At 69.4% G+C, this 24803-nt stretch carries 31 protein-coding genes and 1 tRNA gene; 12 read left to right on the plus strand and 20 right to left on the minus strand.

Annotated features, from left to right (window positions below):
• Positions 1 to 109 precede the first annotated feature (109 nt).
• Positions 110 to 1099 (plus strand): aldo/keto reductase, encoded by a 990-nt coding sequence (locus AUC47_RS05150; protein ID WP_096714122.1) that lies wholly within the window; start codon positions 110 to 112, stop codon positions 1097 to 1099.
• A 20-nt stretch (positions 1100 to 1119) separates the two neighbouring features.
• Here AUC47_RS05150 and AUC47_RS05155 read toward each other — a convergent pair whose 3' ends face one another.
• Positions 1120 to 1596, minus strand: a complete 477-nt coding sequence (locus AUC47_RS05155; RefSeq protein WP_096714123.1) for a heme-binding protein — start codon at positions 1594 to 1596, stop codon at positions 1120 to 1122.
• Between the two features lie 70 nt (positions 1597 to 1666).
• On the opposite strand from AUC47_RS05155, the gene AUC47_RS05160 reads away from it, so the two are divergent.
• The 3 genes from AUC47_RS05160 (at position 1667) to AUC47_RS05170 (ending at position 3856) form a co-directional block, all read left to right on the plus strand.
• Entirely contained in the window at positions 1667 to 2233 is a 567-nt protein-coding gene (locus AUC47_RS05160; RefSeq protein ID WP_256999450.1) for a mismatch-specific DNA-glycosylase, read from the plus strand.
• Entirely contained in the window at positions 2230 to 2952 is a 723-nt protein-coding gene (locus AUC47_RS05165; RefSeq protein WP_096714124.1) for a hypothetical protein, read from the plus strand. The genes AUC47_RS05160 and AUC47_RS05165 overlap by 4 nt, the downstream gene beginning before the upstream one ends.
• 67 nt (positions 2953 to 3019) lie before the next feature.
• Positions 3020 to 3856: an aldo/keto reductase gene (locus AUC47_RS05170; protein WP_096714125.1), complete on the plus strand. Its 837-nt coding sequence runs from the start codon at positions 3020 to 3022 to the stop codon at positions 3854 to 3856.
• 83 nt (positions 3857 to 3939) lie between these two features.
• Here the strand turns inward: AUC47_RS05170 and AUC47_RS05175 are convergent, their stop codons facing one another.
• The 5 genes from AUC47_RS05175 to AUC47_RS16675 all read right to left on the minus strand — a co-directional run bounded on the left by AUC47_RS05175 (position 3940) and on the right by AUC47_RS16675 (position 6970).
• The gene (locus tag AUC47_RS05175) at positions 3940 to 4206 is read right to left on the minus strand and encodes a DUF6510 family protein (protein WP_096714126.1); all 267 of its coding nucleotides are present in this window, start codon (positions 4204 to 4206) and stop codon (positions 3940 to 3942) included.
• Positions 4206 to 4925 (minus strand): FAD-binding oxidoreductase, encoded by a 720-nt coding sequence (locus AUC47_RS05180; RefSeq protein WP_096714127.1) that lies wholly within the window; start codon positions 4923 to 4925, stop codon positions 4206 to 4208. Before AUC47_RS05180 ends, AUC47_RS05175 begins: the two co-directional genes overlap by 1 nt.
• Positions 4922 to 5515 carry a sulfite oxidase-like oxidoreductase gene (locus tag AUC47_RS05185; RefSeq protein ID WP_096714128.1) on the minus strand — a complete coding sequence of 198 codons (594 nt, stop codon included), beginning with the start codon at positions 5513 to 5515 and terminating at the stop codon, positions 4922 to 4924. Before AUC47_RS05185 ends, AUC47_RS05180 begins: the two co-directional genes overlap by 4 nt.
• 73 nt (positions 5516 to 5588) lie before the next feature.
• Positions 5589 to 5951: a GntR family transcriptional regulator gene (locus AUC47_RS05190; protein ID WP_096714129.1), complete on the minus strand. Its 363-nt coding sequence runs from the start codon at positions 5949 to 5951 to the stop codon at positions 5589 to 5591.
• Positions 5948 to 6970, minus strand: coding sequence for a hypothetical protein (locus AUC47_RS16675; RefSeq protein ID WP_179297522.1), 1023 nt, complete (start codon positions 6968 to 6970; stop codon positions 5948 to 5950). Before AUC47_RS16675 ends, AUC47_RS05190 begins: the two co-directional genes overlap by 4 nt.
• A 132-nt stretch (positions 6971 to 7102) precedes the next feature.
• Between AUC47_RS16675 and AUC47_RS16680 the strand changes: the two genes are divergently transcribed.
• Together AUC47_RS16680 and AUC47_RS05205 are read left to right on the plus strand one after the other, a co-directional pair.
• The gene (locus AUC47_RS16680) at positions 7103 to 7720 is read left to right on the plus strand and encodes an RNA polymerase sigma factor (RefSeq protein ID WP_179297523.1); all 618 of its coding nucleotides are present in this window, start codon (positions 7103 to 7105) and stop codon (positions 7718 to 7720) included.
• Entirely contained in the window at positions 7717 to 8226 is a 510-nt protein-coding gene (locus AUC47_RS05205) for a hypothetical protein (protein ID WP_096714132.1), read from the plus strand. Before AUC47_RS16680 ends, AUC47_RS05205 begins: the two co-directional genes overlap by 4 nt.
• Before the next feature lie 27 nt (positions 8227 to 8253).
• Here AUC47_RS05205 and AUC47_RS05210 read toward each other — a convergent pair whose 3' ends face one another.
• The 12 genes from AUC47_RS05210 to AUC47_RS05265 all read right to left on the minus strand — a co-directional run bounded on the left by AUC47_RS05210 (position 8254) and on the right by AUC47_RS05265 (position 19603).
• Positions 8254 to 9105: a siderophore-interacting protein gene (locus AUC47_RS05210; RefSeq protein ID WP_096714133.1), complete on the minus strand. Its 852-nt coding sequence runs from the start codon at positions 9103 to 9105 to the stop codon at positions 8254 to 8256.
• Positions 9102 to 9917 (minus strand): ABC transporter ATP-binding protein, encoded by an 816-nt coding sequence (locus tag AUC47_RS05215; RefSeq protein ID WP_096714134.1) that lies wholly within the window; start codon positions 9915 to 9917, stop codon positions 9102 to 9104. Before AUC47_RS05215 ends, AUC47_RS05210 begins: the two co-directional genes overlap by 4 nt.
• The gene (locus AUC47_RS05220; RefSeq protein WP_096714135.1) at positions 9910 to 10971 is read right to left on the minus strand and encodes a FecCD family ABC transporter permease; all 1062 of its coding nucleotides are present in this window, start codon (positions 10969 to 10971) and stop codon (positions 9910 to 9912) included. The genes AUC47_RS05215 and AUC47_RS05220 overlap by 8 nt, the downstream gene beginning before the upstream one ends.
• Entirely contained in the window at positions 10968 to 12014 is a 1047-nt protein-coding gene (locus tag AUC47_RS05225; protein ID WP_179297524.1) for a FecCD family ABC transporter permease, read from the minus strand. The genes AUC47_RS05220 and AUC47_RS05225 overlap by 4 nt, the downstream gene beginning before the upstream one ends.
• Positions 12011 to 12940 (minus strand): ABC transporter substrate-binding protein, encoded by a 930-nt coding sequence (locus AUC47_RS05230; RefSeq protein WP_256999451.1) that lies wholly within the window; start codon positions 12938 to 12940, stop codon positions 12011 to 12013. The genes AUC47_RS05225 and AUC47_RS05230 overlap by 4 nt, the downstream gene beginning before the upstream one ends.
• 135 nt (positions 12941 to 13075) lie before the next feature.
• Entirely contained in the window at positions 13076 to 14086 is a 1011-nt protein-coding gene (locus tag AUC47_RS05235) for a Gfo/Idh/MocA family protein (protein WP_096714136.1), read from the minus strand.
• The gene (locus tag AUC47_RS05240; RefSeq protein WP_096714137.1) at positions 14083 to 14775 is read right to left on the minus strand and encodes an N-acetylmannosamine-6-phosphate 2-epimerase; all 693 of its coding nucleotides are present in this window, start codon (positions 14773 to 14775) and stop codon (positions 14083 to 14085) included. The genes AUC47_RS05235 and AUC47_RS05240 overlap by 4 nt, the downstream gene beginning before the upstream one ends.
• Positions 14776 to 14777: 2 nt before the next feature.
• A complete protein-coding gene (locus tag AUC47_RS05245; RefSeq protein WP_096714138.1) occupies positions 14778 to 15680 on the minus strand; it encodes an N-acetylglucosamine kinase in 903 nt (300 codons plus the stop codon).
• Positions 15677 to 16429 (minus strand): glucosamine-6-phosphate deaminase, encoded by a 753-nt coding sequence (locus AUC47_RS05250; protein ID WP_256999452.1) that lies wholly within the window; start codon positions 16427 to 16429, stop codon positions 15677 to 15679. The genes AUC47_RS05245 and AUC47_RS05250 overlap by 4 nt, the downstream gene beginning before the upstream one ends.
• Complete coding sequence (locus AUC47_RS05255) at positions 16426 to 17259, minus strand: carbohydrate ABC transporter permease (protein ID WP_096714139.1); 834 nt, start codon at positions 17257 to 17259, stop codon at positions 16426 to 16428. The genes AUC47_RS05250 and AUC47_RS05255 overlap by 4 nt, the downstream gene beginning before the upstream one ends.
• Entirely contained in the window at positions 17256 to 18224 is a 969-nt protein-coding gene (locus tag AUC47_RS05260; RefSeq protein WP_096714140.1) for a carbohydrate ABC transporter permease, read from the minus strand. Before AUC47_RS05260 ends, AUC47_RS05255 begins: the two co-directional genes overlap by 4 nt.
• A gap of 32 nt (positions 18225 to 18256) precedes the next feature.
• Entirely contained in the window at positions 18257 to 19603 is a 1347-nt protein-coding gene (locus AUC47_RS05265; protein WP_096714141.1) for an ABC transporter substrate-binding protein, read from the minus strand.
• 182 nt (positions 19604 to 19785) lie between these two features.
• Between AUC47_RS05265 and AUC47_RS05270 the strand changes: the two genes are divergently transcribed.
• Positions 19786 to 20484, plus strand: a complete 699-nt coding sequence (locus AUC47_RS05270) for a GntR family transcriptional regulator (protein WP_096714142.1) — start codon at positions 19786 to 19788, stop codon at positions 20482 to 20484.
• A gap of 3 nt (positions 20485 to 20487) precedes the next feature.
• On the opposite strand, the gene AUC47_RS05275 is transcribed toward AUC47_RS05270, so the two are convergent.
• Positions 20488 to 20778, minus strand: coding sequence for a hypothetical protein (locus AUC47_RS05275; protein ID WP_096714143.1), 291 nt, complete (start codon positions 20776 to 20778; stop codon positions 20488 to 20490).
• Between the two features lie 253 nt (positions 20779 to 21031).
• Here AUC47_RS05275 and AUC47_RS05280 point away from each other — a divergent pair, with 253 nt between their 5' ends.
• The 3 genes from AUC47_RS05280 to AUC47_RS05290 are packed head-to-tail and all read left to right on the plus strand — an operon-like array spanning position 21032 to position 23117.
• Complete coding sequence (locus AUC47_RS05280; protein ID WP_096714144.1) at positions 21032 to 21487, plus strand: hypothetical protein; 456 nt, start codon at positions 21032 to 21034, stop codon at positions 21485 to 21487.
• 29 nt (positions 21488 to 21516) lie between these two features.
• Positions 21517 to 22134, plus strand: coding sequence for an RNA polymerase sigma factor (locus AUC47_RS05285; protein WP_096714145.1), 618 nt, complete (start codon positions 21517 to 21519; stop codon positions 22132 to 22134).
• Positions 22131 to 23117, plus strand: coding sequence for a hypothetical protein (locus tag AUC47_RS05290; protein WP_096714146.1), 987 nt, complete (start codon positions 22131 to 22133; stop codon positions 23115 to 23117). The genes AUC47_RS05285 and AUC47_RS05290 overlap by 4 nt, the downstream gene beginning before the upstream one ends.
• 143 nt (positions 23118 to 23260) lie before the next feature.
• Here AUC47_RS05290 and AUC47_RS05295 read toward each other — a convergent pair.
• A tRNA-Leu gene (locus AUC47_RS05295) sits at positions 23261 to 23343 on the minus strand.
• A 203-nt stretch (positions 23344 to 23546) separates the two neighbouring features.
• Between AUC47_RS05295 and AUC47_RS05300 the strand changes: the two genes are divergently transcribed.
• Both AUC47_RS05300 and AUC47_RS05305 read left to right on the plus strand, forming a co-directional pair.
• Entirely contained in the window at positions 23547 to 24272 is a 726-nt protein-coding gene (locus AUC47_RS05300; protein WP_096714147.1) for an FhaA domain-containing protein, read from the plus strand.
• Positions 24272 to 24796, plus strand: a complete 525-nt coding sequence (locus tag AUC47_RS05305) for an FHA domain-containing protein FhaB/FipA (RefSeq protein ID WP_096714148.1) — start codon at positions 24272 to 24274, stop codon at positions 24794 to 24796. The genes AUC47_RS05300 and AUC47_RS05305 overlap by 1 nt, the downstream gene beginning before the upstream one ends.
• Positions 24797 to 24803: the final 7 nt, after the last annotated feature.

The raw sequence follows: 24803 nt of genomic DNA on the forward strand, positions 1-24803 counted from the left end.
CCCGGGGAGCGCAGGGCGGTTGACAGCCGCGTTGCACGGCTGTATCCGCTGCCGACACCTCGGCTCCGCGCATAGTCTTGCCGGTACACGACGAGGACGGGAGAGACGGATGCTCGAGGCGAAGGACAGCGTAAGACTCGGCGGCTCGGGGTTGCGGATCTCCCCCGTGGTGCTCGGATGCATGAGCTTCGGCGTCCCGGACCGCGGGGCGCACCCGTGGTCGCTCGACGAGGAGGCGAGTCGTCCGCTGATCCGACATGCGCTCGAGGCCGGGATCACGACGTTCGACACGGCCGACGTGTACTCCGACGGCACGAGCGAGGAGATCGTCGGGCGCGCTCTCGCCGACGTCGCGCGCCGGGACGAGATCGAGATCGCCACGAAGGTGCACGGCCGCATGGGCCGGGGAGCGAACCAGGCCGGGCTCAGTCGCGGGCACATCCTGAGCGGGATCGATGCGAGTCTGCGCCGCCTCGGCACCGACTACGTCGATCTGTACCAGATCCACCGGTGGGATCCCGAGACGCCCATCGAGGAGACCATGGAGGCGCTGAACGACGTCGTGCGCTCGGGCAAGGCGCGCTACATCGGCGCCTCATCGATGTGGACCTGGCAGTTCGCGACCGCCCAGCACGTCGCGCTGCAGAACGGATGGACGCCGTTCGTCTCGATGCAGGACCAGTACAACCTGCTGCAGCGCGAGGAAGAGCGCGAGATGCACCCGTACTGCCTCGACTCGGGCGTCGGCGTGCTGCCGTGGTCGCCACTCGCCCGCGGACGTCTGACCCGGGACTGGGACGACACGACCGCCCGGACCGAGTCGGATGCGTTCGGCGCGACGCTCTACCGGAGCGAGGAGCAGTCGAACCGCGCGATCGTCGAGGCCGTCGCGCGGGTCGCCGAGGCGCGCGGGGTCTCGCGCGCGCAGATCGCGCTGGCCTGGGTCGCTCAGCAGGATGCCGTGACAGCGCCGATCGTCGGCGCGACGCGCGTCGGGCACATCGACGACGCGGTGGCTGCCGTCGGCATCCGTCTCGAGGAGTCCGAGGTCGAGGCGCTCGAAGCCGCGTACACGCCCCGCGCACCCGAGGGGTTCTGAGCGCGACCCCGCACCGGCCGTCAGCCGCGCTGCGCGGCCGCGAGCTCCCGCAGTGCCGAGGCGACGAGCGCGTGGTCGTCGGCGGACGGCAGACCCGACACCGTCGCCACGGCCACGACGCCCACGCCGCGAACGCGCACCGGAACGGCTCCCCCGGCGACGGCGTAGGTCGCGGCATCCAGCCATCCCGGCTCCATCGGGTCGCGTCCCCCCGCTGCCACCCGCGCTTCCAGCAGCGCCGTGCTGGTCTCGAAACGCAGCGCGGTCGCCGCCTTCTTCGCGACCCACGAGTCGTTGTCGGCCGTCGCGCCGGGCAGCGAGGCGTGGAAGAGCACGCCGGATGCGGTGCGGATGTCGATCGCGATCGGCGCCGACTTCGTCAGTCCGCGCTCGGCGATCTCGCGGCCGAGCCTCCACGCGTCGGCCCTGTCGAATCGGTCGAGCTCGAGCTCCGAGTGCTCCTCCTCGAGGCGGCTGAGCCATGCGTCGTCGGTCATCGTCGTCGATCCTTCCGTTCCGTGGGTGCTCCCCCAGTCTGCCGCCCCGTAACGGGCGTAGAGTCCGAGTGTGCCCGATCCTCGCCCCGCCCTGATCATGCCGCCGCTCATCGACGAGCGGACGCGGCTGCTGTTCGTCGGCATCAACCCCGGGCTGCGTTCGGCCGAGGTCGCGGCACCCTTCGCCCACCGCAGCAACCGGTTCTGGAAGGCGCTGCATGCCGCCGGCATCCTCGACCGGGTGATCGACGCGTATGACGGGGTGGCGCCGGCCGATCGCGAGCACGTCCTCGCGCGCGGTGTCGGTGTCAGCACCCTCGTGCAACGGGCGACCCGCGCGGCCGACGAGCTCGCCCCGGAGGAGCTGGTCGCGGGCGTCGACGGCCTGCGGCGCCTCGTCGCCGCGCACGACCTCGCGGTGGTCGCGATGCTCGGCATCGGCGCCTACCGCACCGGTTTCGGGCGTCGGAAGGCTCGCCAGGGCGTGCAGGAGGAGACGCTCGGCGGCGCCGAGCTGCGGGTGCTGCCGAATCCGAGCGGACTGAACGCCGGGTCGACACTGGCCGACTTGGCGACCGCGTTCCGCGAGGCGGCCGTCGCCGCCGGGATCATCGAGTCAGGGGGAGGCACGCCATGACCGACGCGGATGCCGAGCTCCGCGCCCTGCAGTCGCGGGCGTACGGGCGCGATGCGGACATCACCCGCGACCCCGAGGCGATGCGGCGCCTGGCAGACCTCGAAGCACCTCAACCCGTCGAGCCACCGGTCGCCGTCGCGCCTCCGTCGGCGACGCCCGTGACGGCGGCGAAGGCGTCATCCACGGCTGCGGAATCCGTCGAGTCCGGGCCCGTCCGGCGCACCGGTCCGTTCGATCCACACCCGCGTACGGCGTGGATCGCCCTGGCGTGCGCGGCCGTCGCGGTCGCGGCCGCCGTCTCGGCATCCGTGGCCACGGCCGTCACCGCGGCGGCTCGTCCCGTCGAGCCGGGTCTCGTCGACACGATCGCGGTCGACCCGGGAGCGGACTGGTGGGACGCCCTCGGCGAGCGCACCGACGGATCGGTGCTCTTCGAGGACTGGTACGGCCTGACGTTCGTGCGCAACGAGGGCTGGAGCGAGATCGACGACCAGCGCTGTCTTCTGGGGGTGCCGACCGAGACCGTTCGGTCGGCGTCGAACGGCTTCACCGCCATCGGGATGGAGTGCTCCGCCGGCGCGTTCCCGGCATCCCTCCAGATCATCGTCGACGCCGGGCAGCCAGCGGCGGTGCGCGACCGATTCCCGGAGGGGACGGCCTTGAAGTTCACGCTGCGCGGCGACACGGTCGAGGTCCGCGCCGACAGCCAGGACGGATGATGACGTTCCGCGACAGCAGTTGTCAACGTCTGGCCTCTCAGGCCGGGGCGGCTTCTAGGCTGGAGTCATGACTGTTCCCACCATCGACCTGAACTCCGGCCACTCCATCCCCCAGCTGGGCTTCGGCGTCTTCCTCGTGCCAGCGGATGAGGCCGAGCAGGCCGTCTCCGAGGCTCTCGAGGTCGGCTACCGCCACATCGACACCGCCGCGATCTACAAGAACGAAGAGGGCGTCGGCGCCGCCATCGCGAAGAGCGGCATCCCGCGCGACGAGCTGTTCATCACCACGAAGCTCTGGAACGACCGTCAGTCCGGCGAGCAGCCGCACGAGGCGATCCGCGAGAGCCTCGACAAGCTCGGCCTCGACTACGTCGACCTGTACCTGACGCACTGGCCCACCCCCGAGAAGAACACCTACGTGAACGCGTGGACCAAGCTCATCGAGATCCGCGACGCCGGCCTCTCGCGCTCCATCGGCGTCTCGAACCACCTGCCCGAGCACCTCGACCGCCTCGTCGCCGAGACCGGCGTCGTGCCGGCCGTCGACCAGATCGAGCTGCACCCGGCCTACCAGCAGCGCGACGTGCTCGCCTGGGCCGAGAAGAACGGCACGAAGATCGAGTCGTGGGGTCCGCTCGGCCAGGGCAAGTACCCGCTGTTCGAGAACCCCGCGGTCGCCGACGCCGCCGCGGCGCACGGCGTCACCCCCGCCCAGGCCGTGATCCGCTGGCACCTGCAGAAGGGCTTCATCGTCTTCCCGAAGTCCAGCCGCAAGGAGCGCATGGAGCAGAACTTCGACGTGTTCGGCTTCGAGCTGACGGATGCCGAGATCGCGGCGATCGACGGTCTCGACCCGCTCGACGGCTCCGGCCGCGTCGGCACGCACCCGCTCGACTTCAACTGAGCGAGCGCGTCTGCCGCTGACGGAGAGGGGCGGATGCCGGGTGAGCGCCCGGCATCCGCCCCTCCTTCGTCTGCTGTCCGAGCTCAGGCGCTGAGCGACCGCAGGCTGCCGAACACGAGACGCGGCCGCTCCTCCGTGTGCAGCACGGTGAAGAGGGTGCGCGTGCATGCCCGGCAGCGCACGATCGCGGCGCTGTCGTCGAGCTCGACGACGGCCTCGGCCAGGCAGGCGTCATTGCCGCATCCGTCGCACGTCCCGCGAAGCCCGGTGATGTCGATGCCGAGGATGTCGAGCACCTGACCGGCGATGGCGTTGCCGTCGACGCGGGCGGCGGGGTGGTCGTGACTCATCAGCTGCCTCCGAACCTCTCGGTACGCACGCGCCCGGGCTCGTGGCCCAGCTGCACGAGGATGCTCGACACGTGCTCGACGAATCCGGTCGGCCCGCAGACGAAGACGAGCGGCCGTCGATCCGCCGGCCAGACGGCGTCGGCGACGGCATCCGCGTCGAGCCTTCCCGCCCTGCCGTTCCAGCCCGGAGGAGCCGACCGCGTGTACGCCCAGCGCACGTCGACCGCCACGTCCTCGGCGGCCAGTTCCGCCCCGAACATCGCATCGCCCGCACTGCGAACGGAGTACAGCAGGCGCATCGACGATCCGACGCCCGCCGCGTGCGCCGCACGTGCCATCGCGACCAGGGGGACGATGCCCGACCCTCCGGCGATCAGCTGCACCGGCCCCTCCTGCTCGGGCCGCCACACGAAGAACTGCCCGAGCGGGCCCTTGACCTCGAGCTCATCGCCGACCATCACGTCGCGCACGAGGTAGGGCGAGACCTCTCCGGTCGGGATCTCGTCGACCCCGAGCTCGATGACCGTCGAGTCACCGGACGACGCGAGCGAGTACGAGCGCACGGCCTGATAGCCGTCTTCAGCGGTCAGCCGCACGTCGACGTGCTGACCCGGATCGTTCCCCGGCCACCCGGACACGTCGAGCAGGATGCTGCGCGACGACGCGGTCTGCTCCGTGACGCCGACGACGCGCGCCGGGCGCCATCCGGCGACGATCACCAATAGCGCTCCTCGGTCCAGGGGTCGCCGTGCATGTTGTAGCCGTTCTGCTCCCAGAATCCGGGTGCATCCTCATCCATCAGGGTGAGGCCCCTGACCCACTTGGCGCTCTTCCAGAAGTAGAGGTGCGGCACGATGAGCCTCGCCGGTCCCCCGTGCTCGGGGTCGAGCGGCTCGCCCTCGAACTCGGACGCGATCCATGCCTGGCCGCCGAGCAGGTCGTCGAGGGGGATGTTCGTGGTGTACCCGCCGTAGGAATGGGCCATCGCATACGACGCACTGGTGTCGATGTCGGCCAGCAGGGTGTCGAGCGACACCCCGCGCCAGTTCGTGCCGAGCTTCGACCAGCGCGTCACGCAGTGGATGTCGGTGTGCACGTCCTCGATGGGCAGCGCATGGAGCTCGTCCCAGGTCCAGGACTTCAGGGCGCCGCTCTCGTCGCGGATGCCGAAGCTCCACTCCGACGTGTCGATCCGCGGCGTGGGGCCGGCGGAAAGAACAGGGAAGTCCTCGGTGAGGTACTGCCCAGGAGGGAGGTTCGGCTCGCTCTCGCGCCGCCGCCCGCCGAATCCTCGCGAGATCACAGCCATCCGTCATCCTCTCCCGTGCGCATGGCGCCAGCTTGGCCCGATATATGGGTTGCACGCAAGCGCTGAGCCGGAGTCAGCCGTGCGTCCAGACCACGCGGAGCACGTTCACCACGTCCGCGCTGTCGATCCCGGCGGCCCGGGCGTCGTCGACGAGGTCGCGGATGCGGCGAAGCACCGGCCCGGGGAGCACCGCCGCCTCCGGCGCGACGCGGGTGCCTGCACCCGTGCGGCTGATCACGAGACCGTCCTGTTCGAGCAGCTTGTAGGCCTTGGCGACGGTGCCGGGGGCCACGCCGAGGTCGCTCGCCGTCTGCCGCACCGTCGGGAGGCGCTCGTCGGCGCCGACCTGGCCCGACACGATGAGTCCGCGCAATTGCCGGTAGATGTCCGCGGCGGGGCTCGTGTCGGTTGCGGTCAGCGAGAGGTCCGCCGTCATCGGACGCGCTCCGACTCGCGCGGGGTATTCGCCGAGACCGGGTGGTGCGACATCCGGATCACGACGAGCAGGAGGATCGTGAGAGCGCACACCTCGAGGATCGGAGCACCCCAGCTGGCGACGGAGGCCAGCTCGGTGTGCCGCCATGCCACCTCATACGGCCGCCCCTCGTTCTCACCCATGATCTCCAGACTCGAGACCGACGCCGATCGTCCGATCAGCCGCCAGGCATCGGCGGTCGTGAGCAGCGCGACGGAGGTGAAAATGCTGATCACACCCGCCGCGGTCTTCCTGCGGAGTTCGCGTTCGGCGGCGACGAGACCCGGGCCGAGGAACGGCACGGCGGCGGACCCGTGCAGCACTGCCCAGGTGAGCAGCAGAAGGACTCCCAGCATCACGAGGACGGGGCCGCCGTACGCCCAGCCGTAGAACGAGACGCGGACCGGATCGACGCCGGACACGTTCGGTACGGGGATCTCGAGCATCGTGAATCGCCCCTCGGCATCCGTCGACGAGGCAGCCCCTCCGATCAGACTCGTCGCGACCAGGAGGATCGCGGCGAGGGCGCCTGGGAGAAGGGCGGAACGATGGGTGAAGGTCGCCCAGGTACGGCGGATGCCGAGTACGGGTTCGCCTGGTCGATCATCACGTCGCCGCAGGATGACGACGAGGAGCGCGGCGAAGCCGGCGGCGGCCACGATCAGGAGAAGCGTGAACCGCAGCCACGGCGTCGCGCTCGCCTCGGAGGGCACGAAGACGCGGAAGAGATAAGCCCCGAAGAATGCGACTCCGACGGACGCGGCCAGGATGCCGAGCCCGACGTGCTGCGGCCGGTAACGGCGGCGAAGCCCGTCGTCGACCATCGCAGCGGCGCCCGGCGCGACGTTCGCCTCCGCGCGCGCGCGCCATGCCGAGATGACCAGCGCGAGGAATACGGCGGCGACGAGCGATGTCACGGGAACGGCGAGGAGGAAGGCCGCGATGTCGCCGGCGGTCCAGGCTGTCGTGAGCTGGCGCATGGATGCTCCTTCGTTTGTGCCATGAAGCTAGCACAATTTGTGTCGAATAGTCGATACAAACGAAGGCGGCGCGGAATCGCCGGGAAATCTGCGGCATACACTCGAAAGGTTCGCCGGGTCGGGAGATCGGGTGTGAAGTTCGAAGGTGAGATCGTGCCGCTGTCCGAGACGTCCGGAGGCCCCGACGACGGGGAGCTCCTGTATCGACTCTCGCGCGGCGACGAACCGGCCTACCGGTCGCTGCACAACAGACATCAGGCGACGGTCTTCCGCATCGCTCTCCTCCTGACGGACACGGTGAGGGATGCCGAAGAGGTCGCCGCAACGGCGTTCCTCGAACTGTGGCGAAGACGAGCCAGGGTCCGCCTCGTGCGCACCTCTGTGCTGCCGTGGCTGCTGGTCGCCACGTGCACCGCGGCGACCGACGCGCTGCGATCACGGCGACGATACCGCCGCCTGCTCCGCAGGATCCACGCGGACGGCGGGGCGTCGGATCACGCTGAAGCGGTCGCGCGGGCCGTCGACGCGCTGAAGCTCTCCGATGCCGTCGCCGCAGGCCTGAGACACCTCGGTCGACGCGAATCCAGCGTCGCGGTTCTCTGCCTCGTCCAGGGGCTCGCCACCGCGGAGGCAGCCATGGTCCTCCGCGTTCCGGAGCAGACCGTCGCGTCCCGTCTGACCCGCCTCCGAACCCGACTGCGTCGCGCGCCGAGCCGATACGCATCCCTTACCGAGGAGGCGAACGCATGACTCGATCGGACGGCAGGATGCCGCACCACGACGAGATCCAGGAACTCCTCGTCGAGCAGATGCGCCGTGATCTCGCCCGACCCGTCTGGTGGAAGACGCTCTGGGGCCGCCTGACTATCGCAGGCGGCATCGTCTCCGTCGCGGGGTTGGCTGTCGCCGGTGTCGTCCTCCTCGATGATCGAGCGGTCAGCGAGACGAGCATCGTGTACTGCCTCGAAAACCCGTATCGGAATCCCGACGGCACGCTGTCCGGCGCGGGGGCGAGCGTGGCGACGCCCGACGGCGTCCTCTCGATCGAGGACGCGGAGGCGCTGTGCGTGCAGATGTGGGAGGGCGGGGCGTTCGAGGACAACGACCCGCTGTCGGCCACTCCGACTCCCGGCGTCGCGCCCAGCGACTTCACGACCTGTGTCACGGATGAGGGTGAGGCCGCCGTGGTCCCCGGGATCATCGAGTGCTCGGTCCTCCGCCTCCACCCCTACCGACCCGCAGCGCCCACCGACTGACCGTGCGGGTCGGCCGCGCACTCGACCTCACCCGGTGAGCGGGCCGCCGACACGCCAGTAGCCGAGAAACGCGACCTGTGCCTTGGGCACCCCGACCTCTGAGGTGAGGACGCGGCGGATCCGCGTGGTGGTGCCGGTCTCGCCCGCGATCCATGCGTAGAACCGGGGATCGTCCTTCACGTCCGGTCCGTGCTCGGCGGCCCAGGCGGCGACGGCGCGCTCGGCACCCGTCGGCTCCGTGTCGCCTCGCTCGACGACGTGAATGCCGACGCCGTCGCGCGCGAAGAGCGACACCGTGTCGTCGGCAGGGTCGTCGCACTCGAGGATCACGTCGGCACGACTGTCCGTCGGCATCGCCCCGAGGATGTTGCGCGCGGCCGGGTACGCCGTCTCGTCGGCCACGAGCAGGAAGCGGGTGGCATCGCGCGGTACCCAGTGCAGACCGTACCCCGTCCAGCCCATCCGCTGATCCGGGCCCGTGATGACGGCCGGGTCTCCGGGCTGAGCCGCCGCGGCCCAGGCCGAGGCCGGGCCCGCCGGGTCGTGGAGGTAGAAGTCCACGTCGATCTCGCGCGCTGCCGGTCGGATGCCGGCGGGCGTGTAGGTGCGGAGGACGTTTCGCTTCCCCTCGGGAAGAGCTTTCCAGCGTGTGTACCAGTCGGACGGGTGCGGTGTGGGCTCGTCGAGCAGGCCGAATTCAGCGATCTCCCCGCCGGCGAACGGCAGCACGAGCTTGATGCGCTGATCGGTCCCCCACTCCGCGAAATGTGCGAGGTCGTCACCCGCGAACGTCAGGCGGATGAACCGGGGGCTCAGCACCCGGCGGGCCGAGACGGTCACGCGGAAGGCGCTGTACGCCCAAGGCCGGTCGGGGGTCATGCTCTCTCCGTTCGCAGAGTGCGCAGCGGTACGACCAGAGGGCCGCCGGTGACGGGGTCGTCGATGACGACGTTCGCCAGCCCGAACACCTCGTGCACCCGCTCGCTGGTGATGACGTCTGCGGGGGCGCCCTCCGCGACGATCCGTCCCTCGCGCATCGCGATGATGTGCGTCGCATAGCGGGCGGCGTGGTTGAGGTCGTGCAGCACGGCGACGATCGTGCGACCGCGTCGGTTCAGGTCGGCGAAGAGCTCCATGAGGTCGACCTGGTGAGCGACGTCGAGATACGTCGTCGGCTCGTCCAGCAGAAGCAGGTCGGTCCCCTGCGCGAGGGCCATCGACACCCAGACCCGCTGGCGCTGGCCACCTGACAGCTCGTCGACGGTCCGCTCGCGGAGGTCGGTCGACCCAGTCCACTCGAGCGCCTCGCGGACGGCATCCTCATCGCTCTCCGACCACTGGCGGAACATGCTCTGGTGCGGGTAGCGCCCGCGCGCCACGAGATCCGCGACCGTGATGCCGTCCGGTGCCGTCGCACTCTGGGGCAGCAGTCCGATGCGGCGCGCCACCTCCTTGGCCGGGTAGCTGGAGATGTCCGCGCCATCGAGGATCACGGTGCCGCTCGACGGGCGGAGCAGCCGCGACAGCCCTCGCAGCAGCGTCGATTTGCCGCAGGCGTTCGCGCCGATGATGACGGTGAACGACCCGGGCGGTACCTCCGTCGTCAGGTCGTGCACGATCTCGGCACGGTCGTAGGAGAGGCTGATGTGCTCGGCGCGCAGGCGCGCGGAGTCGGGAGCGAGGTCAGGCACGGCGACGGATCTCCAGAACGATCATGAGGACGAGGTAGGCGCCTCCCACCGACACGGTGACGACGCCGACGGGAAGCACGACGGGGAGCAGGTGCTGGGCGACGAGGTCGGAGGCCAGCAGAAGGACGGCTCCGACCAGGGCCGACAGGCCCGGCGACAGGTACGGGGTGCGGGCGAGCAGGCGCGCCACCTGGGGTGCCGCCAGCGCGACGAACGCCACCGGGCCGGCGACCGTCGTCGCGGCGGCGACGAGCACCACGCCGATGAGGAGCGCCGCGCTGCGGACCAGCGCGGGGCGTGAGCCCGTCGCTGCTGCCACGTCGTCGCCGAGATCCAGCTGGCGGAGCCGCGGCCCCAGGCCGGCGGAGGCGATGACGAACGGCGCCGCGCAGACGAGAGCGGTGAAGAGCGTCTCCGAGGTCACGCCGTTCAACGACCCGGCACCCCAGGCCGACGCGAACATCGCCGTCTCCAGTTCGATCTGCAACAGCATCCACGTGTTGAGCGACGCGAGCATCGCCGAGACCCCGATGCCGACGAGGATCAGGCGGAACCCCTGCACCCCGCCACGCGCTGCGAGGAGCCAGATCACGGCCGCGGCGGCGACCCCGCCGACCAGAGCGCCGACCGTGCGGACGGACGGGCTCGGCGAGACGAGCACGAGGGCGGCGAGCATGCCGGTGAAGGCGCCGTTCGAGAGTCCGAGAATGTCGGGGCTGGCGAGCGGGTTGCGCGTGACGCTCTGGAACAGCGCCCCGGCGATCGCGAGCAGGGCACCGACCGCAATGGCGGCGAGCGCACGCGGCAGCCGCCATTCGAGCACGACCGTGCGGTCGAGCCGGTCTCCGCCGCCGAGCAGCACGCCGAGCACGGCATCCGGACTCAGCGGGAACGTGCCCATCCCGAGAGCGAGGACGAGTAGTGCGGTCAGGGTGACGACGCTCGCCGCGCCGACCAGCAGGCTGCGGACCGGGACCGGAACACGGATCGAGCCGGCGCTGAGCAGCAGTCGGCGGGGGCGAGACGCGAGGAACGACCGACGGATGGAGGTCATAGCGCACGCGCCTTGCGTCGCCGCGCCAGCGCGATGAGGACCGGGGCACCCACGAGGGCCGTGACGATGCCGACGGGCACCTCGGCCGGAGCGATGATGACGCGGCCGAGCACGTCCGACAGCAGCACGATGACGGGCGCGAGCACGGCGGAGAGCGGGATGATGACGCGCTGGTCGACGCCGAAGACCGCGCGGATCACGTGCGGCACCATCAGGCCCACGAACGAGATGGGGCCGGCTATCGCCGTGGCCCCTCCGGCGAGGAGGGTGACGGCCGCGATCACGCCTGTGCGGATGCCGGTGACGTTCGCGCCGTGGCTGCGGGCGATGTCCTCGCCCAGGCTCACGGAGTTCAGCCCCGGTGCGAGGATCAGCGCGATGAGGAGCCCCACGGCGAGGAACGCCAGCACAGGCAGGGTCTCGGCGACGCTCCGCCCCAGGAGTGACCCGGCGTTCCAGCTGCGCATCGAGTCGAACGCGTCGGGGTCGCTCAGGGTGGAGCCGGTCGTGATCCCCGAGAGCACGGCGCCCAGCGCGACTCCCGCGAGCGTCAGACGGATCGGGTCTGCGGCACCGCGCCCTGACGAGCCGACGACGTACACGGCGACGGTCACGATGAGGGCGCCGAGGAACGCCAGCCAGATGAACTCGGATGCCGTGCGCAGCCCGAGGAGCGAGACGCCGAGCGCCACCGCGAGGGCCGCGCCCGCGTTGACCCCGAGGATTCCGGGGTCGGCGAGCGGGTTGCGGGTGAACGCCTGCACGAGCGCCCCGGCGACGCCCAGGGCGGCCCCCGCGGCGGTGCCGATCAGCGTGCGGGGGATGCGCAGCTCGAGGAGGACGTACCTGCTCTCGGAGGAGCCGTGCCCCGCGAGCGCGCTCCACAGCTGGGAGAACGGCAGCGGATTCGCTCCGACCGTGAGCGAGAGCACCACTGCCACGACGAGGGTCGCGCCGAGCAGGACGAGTCCGACGAGCAGCGGTCCTCGGCGACGCCGTCGGGGCGGAGCCGCTCGCGACCCCGCCCCCGCGGTTGCGGTCACCGCTTCGCTTCGAGGTGCTTCTCGATGTCGTCGAGCACGGCGTGCGCGCCCTTCGGACCCACACCCGACACCCAGTAGCTCGTGTCGACGAGGGTGACAGAGGGGAACGCCGCGGCGTTCTGGGTCACTGGCGCCGGGACGGTGCCCTGGTCCTCGACGTCGGCGGTGGTGACGAACACCTCGTCGGCCGTCGCGTCGAGGATGTTCTCCGGCGAGATGTCGGCCTGCAGCCCGTCGGCCCAGTCCTGATCGGGGATCGTGTAGCCGGCGCACTCCAGCAGGCTCCCCGCGAACGACACCGGTCCGTAGAGGCTGAGCGTGGTCTCGTCGCGCGGACGGATCAGCTGCGCCGTCTTGCCGTCGACGCCGTACTGGTCACTGAGATCTTCGCAGCGCTGGTCGACCTCGGCGAGCAGGTCGGCGACCTCGTCCTCCTTGTTGAGGGCCTCGCCGATCAGCAGCGCGTTGTTGCGCCAGGGGTCGGCCTGGGTCTCGATGAAGACGGTGGGGGCGATGGCCGAGAGCTGCTCGTAGAGAGCGGAGTGGCGGGCCTCCGTTCCGAGGATCAGATCGGGCTCGAGCGCGGCGATGGCCTCGAGGTCGGGCTCCGGCACGGTGCCGACGGCTCGGACCGCGTCGACACCGAGATAGGAAGGAGTGGACGCCACGTTGGACGCCACGGCGGCGCCGACGGGTGTGATGCCGACAGCCACGGCGGTGTCGAGCTCGAGCGGCTCGAGGGTGACCACGCGCTCCACGTCGGCCGGCACCTCGGTCGTGCCGCGCGCGTGCGTCACCTCGTGGATGTCACCCGTATCGTCGGTCGCGGGCGTTTCCGCATCCGCCGCGCACCCGCCCAGGAGGAGGATCGCGGAGGTGGTGAGGGCGAGCAGAGGGAGCACGGAGCGTCGAACGCGTGAGGGCACGGCGGAGGCCTTTCTCTTCAAGGGGTTAGGTAATGCTAACCAAAGAGGGCCCGTCCACGTCAAAGCGAGCACTCGGCGCGACTCCGGACACAGCAGCGGGTCCCCGTCGTCCGAGGACCCGCTGCGTCGTTCGTCTCAGCGAGCGACCTCAGCCCACGTACGAGTACGCAGCGACTCGTCGATCGCATCGAGGACGCGTGCGGCGGAGACCGCCTCGTCGATGCCGATGCGGCTCGGCAGGTCGAACTCCACCATCTGCAGGAAGTAGTCGAACTGCTGAGGCACCACACCTTCCAGACGCCCGTCGAGCTCGGGGTCGAGCATCGTATTGGGCAGGCGGAAGTCGTCGAGCGTGTCGAGAGAGATGCCCTCGGCTGTGACGTCCACCTTGATGTTGCCGTCGGTCCCGTAGAGGTCGAACTGCGAGGCGAGACCGCTCGGGGTGGATTCCGGCAGCACCCAGGAGATCTCGATCGTCCCGATCGCGCCGTTCTCGAGCTCGGCGAGGATGAGCGCGACGTCGACGCCCTCCTTGCCGGCGGCCGGCAGCACCTTGGCTGCGGTGGTCGCCGAGACGCGAACGATGGGGCTGCCGGAGATCCACTGCACCAGATCGATGTCGTGGATGCCCTGGTACATGTAGATCGGAGACGCGCCGTTGTTCGCGAAGCCGACGCCGCGGGGAACGATGCGGGCGGCCCGGAAGTGCACGGGCTCTCCGACCGATCCCGCCGCCACCGTCTTCGCCGCAGAGCGGAAGCGCGGGTCATGGCGCAGAACGTGCCCGACGAGGACCTTGGAGTCGGTGGCCTTCGCCGCGGCATCCGCGATGGCGCGCGCCCCCTCGAGGGTGTCGGCGAGCGGCTTCTCGACGAGCACGTGCAGACCGGCCTGCAGAGCCTCGACCGTCACCCCGACGTGGAGCCTGTCGGGCACCGCGATGATGACGCCGTCGAGGGCGACCGCCTCGCGGGCGGCGTCGAGGGTCGGATACCACGGCGCCCCATACTGCTCGGCGACCCGACGACCGCTCTCCTCGAACGGATCCACGACCGCGGCCAGGGTGGCCCGCGGATTCTCTGCGACGATGCGACAGTGCACCTGGCCCATACGGCCGGCGCCGACGACGGCGATGTTGGTGGTCATGCTGATGCTCCCTTCGTGAGCGTGGGCACGGCGGCCAGATAGCGCTTGGTCAGCGCCATCGGCTCCGTGATGGATGTTCCGACGACGACCGCGAACGCCCCGGCGTCGAATGCCGCCCGCAGCTCGTCCGGGGACTTGATGCGTCCCTCGGCGATGACGGGCGTGGGAAGAGCGGCGAGCCGTCCGACGAGTGCGATGTCGGGGTCGCCGTCGCGATTCTGCGGAACGCTCGTGTAGCCGGAGAGGGTGGTGCCGACGAGGTCCGCACCGAGGTCCGCGGCGTGCGTGCCCGCCTCGAAGCCGTCGATGTCGGCCATGACGGGGGCGCCCAGTTCACGGACGGCGGGAAGCAGGGCGTCGACGTGCGGGAACTCCCCTCTGGTGCGCAGCGTCGCGTCCAGAGCGACGATATCCGCCCCGGCATCCAGAAGCATCTTCGCCCGGTCTACCGTCGGCGTGATCCACTGGACGCCGTCCTCGACCACCTTCTCGAGGCCGATGATCGGAACGTCGACGCGGGCGCGCACGGCGGCCACGTGCTCGGCGCTGTTGATGCGTACGGCCGAAGCGCCCGCGAGGACCGCGGCTTCGGCGATGGCCGCGATGATTCCCGGGTCGCGCAACGGCGACCCGTCCGGCGCCTGACAGGACACGATGAGGCGTCCGCGTAGCGTCTCGAGGTCGAGCATTCTTACTCCTTCACTGCGATGAGACCGGCGAACGCCGATCGGATAGTCACGTCCTCCGCGACCACGCGCGCGCCCTCGAGCGCCGCGTCGGCCCGGACCAGCAGCTCATCGGCCGGCACATCGGCGCGTCCGAGCGCTGCACGGACCTCGCGGACGAACAGTGGCGAGCGCACCAGACCGCCTGTGAGGCCGACGGGTCCGACCGCGATGCGGGCTGCGCGAATGGTCCGGGCGAGTTCGGCGGCTGCGGCGCGAACGATGTCGAGGGCGACGGCATCTCCCTCGCCCGCGGCTGCGAGGACATCGGGGGCGAACTCGGCCACGAACTTCGGCGGCGGCGTCGAGCCCATCGCCTGGATGTAGATGTCGGCTGCCGAGCCGAGGCGACGAGTTCGATCGGAGAGCGTCGTCGGCTCTCCGCGCCCCTCCTGCGCGTCGAGAGCCGCCTGCAGGCCTCTCTGCCCGATCCAGAATCCGCTTCCGAAGTCGCCGAGCAGGTATCCGCGGGCGTCGATGCGGCGGGGTGGAGTGTCGGCCCCGATGCCGAGCGCAGCCGTTCCGGTGCCGCAGATCGCCACGGTTCCGAGACGTGCGCCGACGGTTCCGAGGAACGCCGTCACGGCATCCGCTGCGATGACGACGCGGCGAGCGCCGAGGGACTCGTGCAGCAACGCGGCGAGAGCCGCCGGCGCATCCGATCCCTCGACGAATCCCGAGAGTCCCACTCCGATGCGCGCGGGACGAGCTGCCGTCGGCACCCGATCGCTGATCCGGCGCGCGAGCGCGCGCACGTGATCGCCGTCGGTGAGGGCGGTGACACCGAGGGACGACCCGACCACGTCGCCGTCGTCGACGCGCAGGCGGAAGCCGGTCTGCCCGACGTCCACCGCGAGTGTGCCACTCATAGCGCGCACCGGCCGTGACGGGCGCGGGAGGACAGCTGCGATGCGGCGGCCCGGTCCAGGAACCAGGTCACGTCGGGGTGCTCGCGCAGCACGCTCGCGGGCATCTCCTCGGTCCGCGGTCCGTCGATGGCGGCGGCGACCGCGGCGGCCTTCGCGTCTCCGGATGCTACGACCACCAGCCGACGGGCTTCCATGATGGTGCCGATGCCCTGGGTGACGCTGCGCTGCGGGACGTCGTCGGGAGAGTCGAAGAAGCGGGCGTTGGCCTCGCGGGTGGCGGGGGCGAGGTCGACGACGCGGGTGCGCGACCGGAACGACGACCCCGGCTCGTTGAACCCGATGTGGCCGTTCCGGCCGATGCCGAGGATCTGCAGATCGATGCCGCCGAGCGCCGCGATGAGCCCGTCGTACGCGTCGGGCCTGTGCCCGTCGGGCAGGTGCACGCGAGCAGACGGGACCCCGAGTGGTACCGCGATCTCGCGCTCGACGACCGCGCGGTAGCTCTCGGGATGACCGGCCGGCAGTCCGATGTACTCGTCGAGCGCGAACAGCGTCACGTCGGAGAGATCGAGACGGCGCCGCGCCATCTCGCTGTACACAGGGCTCGGCGACGACCCCGTGGCGACGCCGAGGTTGCGAAGGTCGCCCCCGCGGAGCAGCTCTTCGATGACGTCGACGGTCGCTGATGCCGCAGCAGCGGCCGTCGGATAGGTCCCCGCGACGGTCTTGCGCAGCGCGATGTCTGTCACTTGACCCCTCCGAACGAGAGGCCGCGCGCCATGTGCTTGCGGACGATGATCGCGAAGATGACGATGGGCAGTGCGCCGATGACACCTGCGGCGGTGAGACGGGCCCAGTTTGTTCCGAAGAAGCTGAGGAAGCCCGCGATCGTGACCGGGACGGTCTGGCTGTCGCCGCTGGTGAGCACGAGCGCGTACAGGAACTCGTTCCACGACTGGATGAGGGCGAGCACGAACGTCGCGAACGCCGCGCCCCAGACGTTGGGGAGAACGCACTGGAAGAGGGTGCGCCACTCGCCGAGGCCGTCGATCATCGCCGCCTCCCTGATCTCGCGGGGGAACGCCACGAGGAAGGAGCGGAAGATGAGGACGGCGAGGAGGATCGCATAGAACGAGTGCACGATCGTGAGCCCGACCGGGTTGCCGGTGAGTCCGATGCCGAAGAACGCCCGGTAGAACGGCGTCAGCGTCAGGACAGGCGGAACCGTCGTGAGCAGCAGGATGCCGAGCGTGACGCGGGCGGACCACGCCGACTCGGGAGGCCACACCTGGGTCGTCAGGTACGCGAGCGGCAGACCGACGAGGATGCCCACGAGGCTGCTGACCACGGCGACGAGGGTGCTGACGACCATCGCCTGGCCCATTCCACCGTCGACCCAGGCGCTGACGTAGCTGCCGAACTGGGGAACGAAGAACCACACCGGCTCTCGACTGAAGGCGTCGACGTCGCTCTTGAGCGAGGTGCTGACCAGCCAGACCACGGGCAGGATGCACCAGATGACGAAGACGTAGACCGCGACGACGCGGAGGGTGTGCAGGATGTTGCGACGCGTTCTCATCGACGTGCCTTCCAGATTCGCAGCCCCATGAGGCGAGTGGCAGTGGGGAACAGGACGATCAGCACGACGAGGGAGACCAGTGCACCGACGGTGGTGGCGTACCCGATGTCGAACGTCTCGAAGCCGAGTCGGTAGACGTAGTTGCTGATGGCGAGGGTGGAGGTGCCGGGGCCGCCCTTCGTCATCGTGTTCACGATCGCGAAAGTCTTGACGGCGTCGATCACGCGCAGGAGCACGACGATCGACAGCACCGGCGCCAGCATCGGCAGGGTGACGTTCCAGAGCAGCCGGAACCCGCCCGCGCCGTCGAGCTGGGCCGCCTCGAACGGGGACGGATCGAGCGACTCGAGTCCTGCAAGGACGATGATGACGACGAATGGCGTGTTCTGCCAGACCTCGACGAGGATGACGGCGCCGAGCGCCGTGGCGGGATCCGCGAGGAAGGCATGGCCGCCGATGCCCACCGTGTCGAGGAACCAGTTGATGAAGCCGGATGTCGGGTCCATGAGCAGGCGCCACATCAGGCCGGCGACGACCGGGGTCAGCACCATCGGGATGAGGATGAGTGCTCGCAGCACCCCCTTGCCCGGGATCCGCCCGTGCAGGGCGAGCGCGATCGACACCCCGAGCACGAGCTCGATGGCCACGCCCGCGACGACGTAGATGAGGGTGACACGGATCGATCCGAGGAGTGTCTGGTCCGACAGCGCCCTGGCGAAGTTGTCCCACCCGACGAAGATGTTCTCGCTTCCGGGGCGGAGCAGGTTCTCCGCGTGGGTGACGAGGTTGGCGCCCTGCATGACGATGATGACCAGCAGGGGAACGATGACGATCAGTGCGGGAAGAGCCAGGCTCGCCTGAGCGAGCCGCGGGCGGAGGGACTTGCGCCGGGGGGAACGCCGGAACGGAGGGTCCGAGACTGCGCTTTCGGCATCGGGACGTGGGGGCGTCATGAGCTTCGTCATCGTCTTGTTCTTCCGTTCCGGCGTTCGTTCTCTCAGCCGAGCTGAGCCTGGAGCGCTTCCTGCGCGGCGTTCAGAGCCTCTTCGGCATCCGCTTCCCCGGCAAGGGTCCGCGAGAGCGCCTGACCCACCTCGGTGATGATGGCGTTGGCGTCGGTGCCCGCCGGCAGGTAGTCGACGTTGCCGGTCGCCAGCTGCTCGAGCAGAGCGTCCTTGAACGCGCCGTACTTCTCGTCGTAGGCCGGGCTCTCCAGCACCGCGTTGAGCGTGACGCCCACGGCTTCGGTGTTCTCGACGGCGTTCGTCTGCACCTCTTCACTCGTCGCCCAGGCCATGAACTCGTAGGCGGCATCCTTCTTCTGCGAGAACGAGCTGAGGTACAGCGCGTGCACGTTCAGGGAGTTGTCGGTGTTGCCACTCGCGGGCGGATCCGAGATCGCGTAGGGGATGGGCGCATAACCGACCTTGCCGGCGATGACGCTGGCTTCGGCGTCCTCGTTGAACGGTCCGTTGGCGGTCGCGTCGATGGTCATCGCCGCGTTCCCCTGGGTGAAGGCGATGCGGTTCTGCTCCCAGTCGAAGTTGCCGACGCCGGACGGACCGTAGTTCTTCAGCAGATCGGCCCAGAACTGCGCGGCCTCCACCGACTCGGGGGAGTTCACGGCGAGCTCGTCGCCGTCGTAGAAGTCTCCTCCGAAGGCGCGGAGGAACCCGGCCCAGGGGTAGACGCTCTGGATGCCGGGGGCGCCGCGCAGCGTGATACCGGCGACATCTCCGCCGGAGCCCTCGCTGATCGTCTTCGCGGCTGCCTCCAGCTCCTCCATCGTCTGGGGTGGGCCGTCGATGCCGTACTGCTCGAAGAGGTCGGTGCGGTACATCAGCCACGTGCTCTCGCCGTAGACGGGGAGGCCGAACGTCGCGCCGTCCTTCTGCATGGGGGCGAGATACGGCTCGTAGAACTCGTCGAATCCGACGAAGTCCTCCCCCTTCGCCTCATGCTCGGAGAGGTCGTCGATGTATCCGGACTCGAAATACCCGGTGCCGTACGTGTTGTCGGTGAACACGACGTCGTAGTCGCTGGACTTCTGGCTGAAGTTCAGCAGGATCTTGGCGGCCTGGTCGCTGTAGGGCACGGTCTCGATGTTGACCTTGATGCCGGTCTGCTCCTCGAACTCGGGGAGCAGCTCCTTCCAGTTGTCGGTGTAGGAGATGTCCTCTGCCAGGACGTTGATGGTGACGCCGGAAGCGTCGCCCCCGTCGCCGGAGCCGGACGGTGCGCAGGCGGTGATGCTTCCGGCTGCCGTCGCGAGGCCGACGACGCCGACGCCGATTCGGACGGCGAGCCGTGGTGCACGCGAGCGGGCGGTTGGTGCAGCGCTCATGGAATCCTCCGTTGGAAAGTGGTGCGTTCGGGTGGGGTCTTGATTACCATAGGGTAGAAATAGCACCCTAGGGTTACAAGGAAGTTACATGGTCCGGCGAGGATGCGCAATGACTTCCTGGATCGGATGCAACGTCGGAAGCGTGATAGTCATGAACCTGACCATCCGCGAAAGGAGGGGACGTGGCCGCGAAGTACGAGCTCGTGATGAAGGAGCTCTCGGCAGAAATCGCGGAGATGCGAGCAGGTGATCAGCTGCCCACCGAGCAGCAGCTCGCGGCGCGCTTCAACGTCTCCTCGATGACCGTGCGGCGCGCACTGGAGGCGCTCACCCACGCGAAGAGGATCGTGGGAATCCGCGGCAAGGGCACGTTCGTCGCCGAGCCGGCCCTCACGAAGCGGATGACTCTGGCGTCTTTCACGGAATCGATGCGCGCAGCCGGGCGTACCGCGCGTGCCGAAGTGCTGTCGGCGGGCATCGCTCCCGCATCCGCCGACGTCGCCGACGGACTCGGCCTCGAGGCTGCGGCATCCGTGTACACGGTCGAGCGGCTCCGGTTCGGCGATGACACCCCGCTGAGCATCGACCGATCCCAGCTCCCCGCCGAGCTGTTCCCGAACCTGCTCGGCAACGACCTCACCGGCTCGCTCTACGAGATCCTCCGACGGCGGTATGACGTGCACCTCACACGGGCCTCGTCTCGCGTGGCCGCCGTGCTGCCGACAGAGCGTGAGGCCGAATTGCTCGGGATCACGGCGGATCAGCCCTGCCTGCGCGTCGTCGCGCGCGGAAGCCTCGGAGACGGGCGAGTGGTCGAGGTCACCCGGTCGATCTACCGGGGAGACCTGTACGAGCTGCTCATCGAGCCGGAAGACACCTGAGCCTCAATCAAGACTACGGTCGCCCTCCGCCTCGAGTTCGGCTCTCGCCGCCGAGGTGTCGAGGGAGTCCAGGTCGAGTCCGGACACGAACTGTCGCGCCTGCAACACCACCTCCGCGTCGGGGGCTGCACCGTCCGGCTTCACCACGAGGCCGGCGAAGCAGGTCTGGCCGCTCGGTCCGGGGATCTCGTACACGGCATCGGCCGTCCAGCCCCAGGGCGTCTGCGTACCGTTTCCCGCCACCGCGACGGTCCCACCGCCGATAAGCGCCAAGGAGGCGGTCGCGGCGGCCACCCACGCCCCACTCGGACGACAACTGTCCATCGCATCTCGAACTTCGCGGCACCGACACGGATGGGGGTCCTTGGAGCGATGCAGGCGAACGCCTTCCGCACCGTTGCAGAACAGATGTGTAAGGAACTCGCTGCACGCGCAAAAAGGTGCGCGACACCGTCGCGCTCCCCCGGCGGATACTGAGATCGCAGGGGCTGCTGGCGGAGCAGATGCCGTGGCCCGGCCCTCTCACACCCCGAGCCCGGGAGGCATCGTGAAGCGCACCATCACCGCGGTCATCGCACTCGTGCTGGCCCTCACCCTCACGCCAGCGGTCGCACACGCTGACGCCGACGACGTGCACCCGGATGTCGAGTACGCGTTGAACACGGTGCCGGGTGGCATCGCCGTCGGCGACGCCGCAGCAGTGTGGCCGGCGCTCGGAATGATCCTGGAAGCGCAGTCAACCCTGCAGCGCGCGGTCGGCAGCTGCGCCAGCGGCACGTACTGCGCATACGCGCTGCCCGGCCTTCGCGGAACGAAGCTGACCTTCACCGTCTGCACGAACGTCACCACCGCCGCTCTTCAGGCGGTGGGTTCGATCGCCAACGGTCGGTCCTCGGGTAACGTGCGCGCTCGCAACGCGGCGGGTACGACCCTCGCCACCGCCGGGCCCAACGGCTCAGCCAACGTCGTCTCCGGCACCACCAATCTCCTCTGCACTCTGTGATGCACAGGTAGCCTGGGAGGACGAGCGAGGTGAGCGAGGCGCCGGTGATGATGGGGGTGGGCCTCTTCGACAGCCTCCGTGTCGTCCTCACAGCCGCCGACCATCTTCCGGCGATGCCCCCGTTAGGTTCGAGCACTCACGCTCGCTCCGCAGAACCCCACAAAGCGGTCGTCTTCCGGGAGCTCTTCGACGAGTACTGGCCGCTCGTCCGTCACCATCTCTCCTGTTTCCTCGAGAATCAGGCGGAGGTCGATGAGATCACCGCCGAAGTGTTCGTCGTGGCGTGGCGGAAGCTGCGCCCGGAGAAGCCCATGGGCCTGCGCTGGTTCATCCGCACCGCCGACAACAAGGTTCGCGACGCCGACCGTCGTGCTCGGTCGCGCGGGAGGGCACTGGACGCGCTGAGCCGCGGGCTCCGAAATGCTGCTGAGACGATCCATCCGTTGGAGGCGCTCGCGCTGCGTCAGGCCATGAAGTCCCTGAATGCCCGCGAACGCCAGGTCGTAGTCCTCACGTACTGGGATGGCCTCAACGCGGGGGAGGTCGCAGAGGTCTTGCATTGCAGCACGGCGGCGGTGTGGACCACGTTGACCCGAGCGCGAGCGAAACTGCGCACGCAGCTGGAAGCGAAGGAGAACGGGCGATGAACGTCTCCGACGATGAGCTCGACCGGTTGCTCCGAGCCGCGAACCCCGCCCCAGGTGCGCGCTTCGCGCCGCTCACCGCACGCGAGATCGCCGTCCGCGAGGGCATCATCCGGGGGACCTTCGACACCTCTCGCACTCCTCGGCGTCGAGCGGGCTGGGCATGGGGAGGTTTGACGGCGGCCGTGGCATCCATCGCCGTCGTCGCCGTCATCGCGGTGAACGTCCTCGGACCGACCCAGTCGGCGGTCGCGCTGACCCCGGCACCGTTGCAGTACGCCAATGCTCAGCCTCTGTCCGTTGTGGTCTCAGATGCTCAGCAGAGACTCGACCTGCCGGACGACGTCGTTCAGCAGTCTCGAGTGAGAACGGTCGGGTGGGGGTGGGACATCGACATCGCCGAGGAGAACGTCGAGGTCGTCCCCCAGGAGGCGACCTTCGAGTGGTCGCCGGAGACAGGGTCGGTGAGCACTGTCGTCGCGGCGGAGTCCTACTGGGCCGACGGGGAGCGGCCCGAGGGCATCGCTCCCAGCCCATATGAGCCCGGCGACGTCATCAGCGAGGTCGTCACGAGCGCCGACGATCTCGACATCCCGGCAGGCGTCGTCAGCCTGGAAGGATCGAGTCGCGAAGAGCTGTTCTCAGCGCTCGCTGAGCTCGGCGCGACGCCCGACTCGTCGTCCGGAGAGCTCCTGCTCGCCATCGGCCAGCTTCTGAGCTATTGGACGCTGACCGACGCGCAGCACGCCACGCTGATACGCATGCTCGTCGACGCCGGCGGCGTGACGGTCCTCGGCGAGACGAAGGACAGACTGGGCCGCGATGTGACCGGACTTCGTGTCACCGATGACGACAGCGACTACCGCAACACTCTCCTCGTCTCCGAAGCCACGGGCCGAATAGTCGGCATGGAGAACGAGCTGACGAAGCCGATGGAGTTCATCCCGGCCGGTGTCGTTGGATACACCCTGTGGGACGTCGAGTAGCCGTGGTCGCGGCTCGCTGGACAACAGGATCGAAGGTCGTCGGAGTGCGCGGGTGAACGCCAAGAGCCCGGCCAGATATGCAACCTGACCGGGCTCCTATGACCTACGAACACGTGCCCTGAACAAACGAACAGGGCCTACTGTGCGCGAGGGGGGACTTGAACCCCCACGTCCATACGGACACTGGCACCTGAAGCCAGCGCGTCTACCATTCCGCCACTCGCGCGAGTCGTCTCGTTCCGAAGAACTCAACTTCGCAAGGCTATCACGCGCTCCACCCCCGCACGAAACCGGCCGCAGCACGACACTCCCCCGCGCGCTCGCACCCGATACAGGCGTCCGAATCGCGCCGGAAGACCTCTCGGAACGGCGTACTTCCAGAACACCTGGCTACGATGTCCCTACCGGTCGGCATGCCAGAGGAGCCCAGTGGGACTACTTGACAGCTTTGAGAAGGGTCTCGAGCGCGCTGTGAACAGCGCCTTCGCGAAGACCTTCCGCAGCGGCATCCAGCCCGTGGAGATCGCTTCGGCGCTTCGGCGCGAGGCGGATACCAAGGCGGCTGTGGTCAGTCGTGACCGCATCCTCACGCCCAACAGCTACGTGGTGCGCCTGAGCACCGACGACGCCGAGCGGATGCGGGGACTCGGCGGTGCGCTGACCGACGAGCTGCACGCGCTGCTGACCAAGCACGCGAAGTCCCAGGGCTACAGCTTCGCCGGCCCCCTCTCGATCAGCCTCGAGTCCGACGACAAGATCCCCACCGGAACCGTGCGCGTCAGCTCCGGAACCGTCGAGGGCCGCGTCAACTGGCAGGCCGTGATCGACGTCGACGGACGTCGCCACTCGCTCACCCGTGCGCGCACGGTGATCGGGCGCGGCTCCGACGCCGACATCACGATCGCGGATGCCGGATCGAGCCGCAAGCACGTCGAGGTGCTGTGGGACGGCGAGCGCGCCATGATGCGCGACCTCGGCTCCACGAACGGCACGAAGGTCAACGGATCGAAGGTCAGGGAGGCCGCTCTGCCCTCCGACACGACTCTCACGATCGGCCGAACCGACCTCGTCTTCCGCATCGTGCCGGTCGCGGCACCCTCGCGCCCTGCGCGCCCGCGCGATGACGACGCGACCCGCGCGTTCGGAGCCATCTGATGACTACGCCCAGTGAGCTCGTCCTCCTCCTCATGCGCATCGGCTTCCTGGTGCTGCTGTGGTTCTTCGTGTTCGGCGTCGTCTACTCGCTGCGCGCCGACCTGTTCGGCATGAAGGTGCGCAAGCTCCCGGCAGACGGCGACGCGTCCGCGGCATCCCCCTCCACTCCCCCGGCACCGGCCAAGCGCCCGTCGTCGGCGAAGGCGAACACCGGACCGGCGACGGTCGCGACGGCCAAGCGCCTCGTGATCACGTCGGGTCCGAAGGCGGGACTCGAGCTGCCGCTGGGCACCGACACCCTCACGATCGGCCGCTCGAGCGAGTGCGCGCTCGTGATCCGCGACGACTACACGTCCAGCCACCACGCACGACTGCTGCTGCGCGGCGACGCCTGGGCGATCCAGGATCTCGAATCCACGAACGGCACCTTCGTCGCCGGCAACCGCGTGACGGGCGGACCCGTCGCCCTGGGCCTCGGCGTTCCCATCAAGGTGGGAGCCACGACCTTCGAGCTGCGAGCCTGACCCCGGC

This window comes from Microbacterium sp. SZ1, assembly GCF_002362255.1.
GTDB lineage: Bacteria > Actinomycetota > Actinomycetes > Actinomycetales > Microbacteriaceae > Microbacterium.